Annotated in this window: 5 protein-coding genes; 1 reads left to right on the forward strand and 4 read right to left on the reverse strand. The window is 63.4% G+C overall.

Going from position 1 to position 4486, the window contains the following annotated elements; translation table 11 throughout:
- The coding region (locus GY769_08870) for a radical SAM protein (GenBank protein MCP4202032.1) at positions 1-252 on the forward strand (252 nt) is incomplete at its 5' end.
- Positions 253-306: 54 nt separating this feature from the next.
- Here the strand turns inward: GY769_08870 and rpoD are convergent.
- The 4 genes from rpoD to GY769_08890 form a co-directional block, all read right to left on the reverse strand.
- A complete protein-coding gene (gene rpoD / locus GY769_08875) occupies positions 307-2016 on the reverse strand; it encodes an RNA polymerase sigma factor RpoD (GenBank protein ID MCP4202033.1) in 1710 nt (569 codons plus the stop codon).
- Positions 2017-2070: 54 nt separating this feature from the next.
- Positions 2071-2739 (reverse strand): TenA family protein, encoded by a 669-nt coding sequence (locus GY769_08880; protein MCP4202034.1) that lies wholly within the window; start codon positions 2737-2739, stop codon positions 2071-2073.
- An 11-nt stretch (positions 2740-2750) separates the two neighbouring features.
- Positions 2751-3362 (reverse strand): TenA family transcriptional regulator, encoded by a 612-nt coding sequence (locus GY769_08885; GenBank protein MCP4202035.1) that lies wholly within the window; start codon positions 3360-3362, stop codon positions 2751-2753.
- 245 nt (positions 3363-3607) lie between these two features.
- Complete coding sequence (locus GY769_08890) at positions 3608-4183, reverse strand: site-specific integrase (protein MCP4202036.1); 576 nt, start codon at positions 4181-4183, stop codon at positions 3608-3610.
- Between the last annotated feature and the right edge of the window lie 303 nt (positions 4184-4486).

A 4486-nucleotide genomic window follows, 5' to 3' on the forward strand; every position in this document is an offset into this window, starting at 1 on the left:
AGAAACGACCTCGCCGCGCTGCGCGAGGTCCTGGAGCGGCTCCGGACCGACTCCGAGCTTCTCGCGTTCCACGAGGGTCGTCGCGAGGCGCTGCCCGCGTACTACAGGTGGCGGTACCGAGAGAAGCTGGGTCCGTATGCCGAGCTGATCTCCGACGAAGAAATGAAGCCGGTGGTGGATCCGCCGCCTCCCGTTATCACTCAGCCCCTTGTCCAGGCGCCCGTGGCCCGGGACTCGGCGGCGTCCGTTTGAGCCTGCCCATTCGTTCCGCCTGGAGAAACTTGATCGCCCCCCCGGCCCTCACCTTCAGCTCTGAGCCGAACCGTCGAGTAGAGACCTGAGCTTCGCCGCTCGACTGGGGTGACGGAGTTTTCCCATGGCTTTCGACTCGATCTGGCGGATGCGCTCCCGGGTGAGGCGGAAGGAGCGCCCCACCTCTTCGAGAGTACACCCAGAGTCCTCGCCAACTCCGAATCGCATGCGCACGATCTGCTCCTCTCGTGGCACTAGAGTCTTGAGGGCTTTGCCCATCTGCTCCTGAAGATTGCTGGAGAGGAGTGAGTCGACCGGCGAGACGGCATCCTTGTCTTCGACGAAGTCCCCCAGGTGCGAATCTTCCTCGTTGCCGATTGTGGACTGGAGGGAGATCGGGTGCTGAGCAATCTGCATGACTTCGCGCACTTTGGAGGCGGGCAGATCCATCTGTCTGCCAATCTCCTCGGCGGTGGGCTGGCGCCCCAACTCCTGGACCAGGGACTGAGTCATGCGGGTGAGCTTGCTGAGGATTTCGAACATATGCACTGGAATTCGGATCGTGCGTACCTGGTCCGCAATGGCTCGGGTGATCGCTTGGCGAATCCACCAGTGAGCGTAGGTGGAGAACTTGTACCCGCGGCGATACTCGAACTTGTCCACCGCCTTCATCAGGCCGATGTTGCCCTCCTGGATGAGGTCCAGAAACTGGAGCCCCCGCTTGGTGTGCTTCTTGGCGATGGAAACCACTAGGCGAAGGTTCGCAACAACAAACTCCTCCTTGGCTCGCTCACACTCCGCCTCCCCCTGTCGAATCGTCTGGATCGTCGTTGTGAGCCGCGCATGAGTGGTTCCGTAGTGCTGTCCGAGGTCATGCAGCTTCCTGCGGTGCTTCTCGATTCTGCGGCGCTGTAGGGCCTGAAGCTCTTTGTTGGGCTCGCGCTCTAAGGCAAGCTGCGCCCGCCGAATGTCCTTCTTAAGTCGGGAAAATGAACGATCGATCTGCTCGAGCAAGTCGACCAGCTGGTTTCGGTCCTCGAAGGTCAAACCGATGGTGCGAATCGTCTCTCCGATCTTGGCCATCAGCCGGTCGATCTCTCGCTCCATCTCCTGGTACGGATCGCCAGTACGACCGTAGCGTTTCTGCCTGTGGCGCAGCTTGTTGATCTCTCGGTCGTACTTGCCGATCCGCTGGAACATCTCTAGGTCCGCGTTGATTCGGTCGCTTGTCTTCGCATCGAAGGGCTCGTCCGGTCCGGTGTCGATGAGTTCTCGGGGCACACACTTGTGCCTCTGGGCGAGCTCGTTAAGGCGCAAGAGTTCGTGCAAGAGCCGCGGCTGCTGGCACAAAGCCGCGTAGATCAACCACTCGCCATGCTCCAAGCTCCGGGCAATCTCCAGTTCGCCGTGACGATCGAGCAACGGCACGGTGCCCATCTCCCGAAGATACATGCGTACCGGATCCTTGTCCTTCTCGTGCTCGCCGAGGGGAACCTCTGCAACCTCGCCCTCCTTCGGCTCGAACTCGGCTTCCACACCTTCGACGGAGAGCTGGTTCTGATACTTCTCCGGACGGTCGATGACCTCGATGCCTAGTTTGCACAGGCGGACGTAGACCTCAGCGAGCCCGTCCGGCGGACTCACCACCTCGTCCGGCAGCATCTCGTAGATCTCGTCGGAGAGTAGATACCCCTTTTGCTTGCCCAGTTCGAGGAGCCGCCGGACCGCTGTGTACTTCTTCTCGATGGGCCGGACCCTGGGCACAGTCAACTCTCTCCCCCGATGACTCTACTAGGTCTGAGCGCCACGTCCCGTTGTCTAGGGCCTGGCGTGATCCCCGTGCGCCTGCTGAGCGGCCGGCGTTCTCGAGGACTCGAAGAAATCCAGCTCGCACCGCATGGCGTAGCGGTAGGCGTCGCCGACGCCCTCGGTGTCCTGCCCCAGCTCATCGAGAAGCGCCTCGAGCCGGCCGGCCAGCTCCTCGAACTCGGGGCTTGAGTAGGTCTCGATCCAATCCCGGTACGGGTTGTCTGCGCCTGCGGGGGCGAGGCTCTGTCCGAGGAAGGCGTAGAGGCGCATGCAAGGGGTCATCGCGGCGACGATCTTGGCCGGCTCGGCCGACCAGGCGGTGTGCTCGAGGAAGTCCGTGTAGGCGGAGGTCGCCGGTCGCGGCTCGACCCGCTCGAGGTCGATCCCCAATCTCTGGGCGTAGCCGGCGTGGAGCTTCAGCTCCTCGAGGACACCGCCGACGAGGTCGTGCAAGACGCGCACCCGCTCCGGTGCGTCGGCACACTTCGCCGCCGCCAGGCAGTAGGCGCCGAGAAAGGAGCGCAGGAAGAAGGCGTCCTGGGTGACATAGCCCTTGAAGGCCTCGGGGTCGAGCGTGCCGTCGCCGAGGCCGCGGACGAAGGCGTGCTCGAGGCAGCCGGAGGCCAAGTCCCGGCTCTGCCGCCAGAGTCTCTCGTGAAGAGGAGCACTGCCCGCCACCGCCGCTACCCTCAACCTCTCCAGGTCATGCGCCAGAAGTCTCGCTCGTGGCGCATTACTTCGTCGAAGGCGGGCTGCTGGCCGGGGTGGGGGTAGGCGTCGGCGAGTCGCAGAAGCTCGGCGACGTACTGCTGAAACTCCGCGCTGGTCCAGCGCTCGATGAACTCCGCGTAGGGGCCCGTTGGCTCGAGCTTGCCCCAGGCGACCGTGTAGGCGACCTCGACTCCGTAGAGGATCGCCAGCAGCACCTCGACCGGTTCGGTGTAGGCGGAGGCGACCAGGAAGTCGACATATCGGCGGCAGGTCGGGTGGGCTGCGGCGCCGAGGTCGAGACCGCGCGCCTCGGCATGGCCCTCGAACCAGGCGAGCTCGGCATCGAGCGCGGCCAGGCCGCCGATCATGACGCTCTGCGCCGGCCGCGGAGTGCGCGAAGCGGCCAGCGCCATGAAGCGAGTGAACCCCTGGACGAAGAGATAGTCCTGGACCAGCCAGCGGTGGAAAGCCTCCTCCGGGAGCGAGCCGTCGCCGACCGCGTTGAGGAAGCTGGCGGTGACTCCCCGGCGCCAGAGCTCGCCGGCACCGGTGGCGAGACGGGATTTCTCGAAAGTCTCGATCAGAGACATCGCATGGTCTCTCCTCTGCTCCGGGCGCCGGGCGAGCCGGCGCCGTTGAGCGTCACCCTTGCTCCAAGATACCAGGCGTCAGGTGTGGCGACCGAGCCCGATTGCAGGCTTCCACACCTGTCCGTGTCAAAACTCGTCCGGCCTGTGGCATGGTGAGTTTCTGGCGGTTCCGCGTTCCTTCGGATGTCAGCTGCTGGCCCGAAATGCACTCGCTGAAGTAGCGCCCTCGGTCTCGCGCCAGAACCCTACTTCTGCTTTGTCGCCTCGACCGCTGTTCGCATCGCGCCTGCCCGTTCGTCGGCTGCACGCTTGAGGGCATCGGGGGCGAAGTGAGCGTAGACCTCGGTGGAGCGCCGAGAGCGGTGACCGACGTTCTTGCCGGCAATCTCGAGAGGTACTCCGCGAGAGACATCCCAGCTGACAAGGTTGTGTCTCAAGTCGTGGAGGCGGAGCGGTCTGAGCCCCTCGAGCTTGTCCAGCTTTGCTCGCTTGCGGATCCTGGACCAGGGTTTCCGGACGCTTTCCAGGTGCTCGTCCGGGCTACGACCAGGGAAGACCCACTGGGAGTAGGCCTGAGGCGACAGCCGCTTGAGGATCTCAACCGCCTCAGCCGGAAGCTGTCGGTACTCTTCCTCCGCCGACTTAGTCTTGAGCAGCTTGGCGGCGCCGTTCTCTAGATCGAGGTTCGCCCACTCGAGCCCGAGGACTTCGCCGATCCGCCAGCCGGTCCAGAAGACGACCCGGCGGCAACCGACACTCTGACGCCCGATCACCGTGTTTGCGTCGGCCCACAGCCCGACCGCCGTGCCACCAAGCTCCATAGAATCAACGATTTATATTAATCATGGCCGGCTGCGGCCACGCCCCCGAAGGACGCAGAGCAAACATTGAGCAAACACTTCGAGGGAATCGAGAGTGGTTGCCTACCGGTTCGCAATGTTCCGGTGGTCAGAGGCCCGAGAAGGGCGACTTCCATAGAAAGCGTATCTGGACTCCTCGCGCAAGTAGGTGTGTGGCGCTGTCTTTCTACATGATGTTTTTCCTTACCAGAGTGCTGAGAGGTTGGCGACAGCGGGAGGTCTGACTGCAGTCGTATCTTCGGCCCGTTTTCAGTGGAGCTGTCA

This window comes from bacterium (assembly GCA_024224155.1).
Lineage (GTDB): Bacteria > Acidobacteriota > Thermoanaerobaculia > Multivoradales > JAHEKO01 > CALZIK01.

Bases quoted from the DNA above. Each gene is read 5' to 3' on its own strand.
- GY769_08890 (MCP4202036.1), bottom strand. From the start codon at position 4,183: ATGGAGCTTGGTGGCACGGCGGTCGGGCTGTGGGCCGACGCAAACACG.
- GY769_08885 (MCP4202035.1), bottom strand. From the start codon at position 3,362: ATGTCTCTGATCGAGACTTTCGAGAAATCCCGTCTCGCCACCGGTGCC.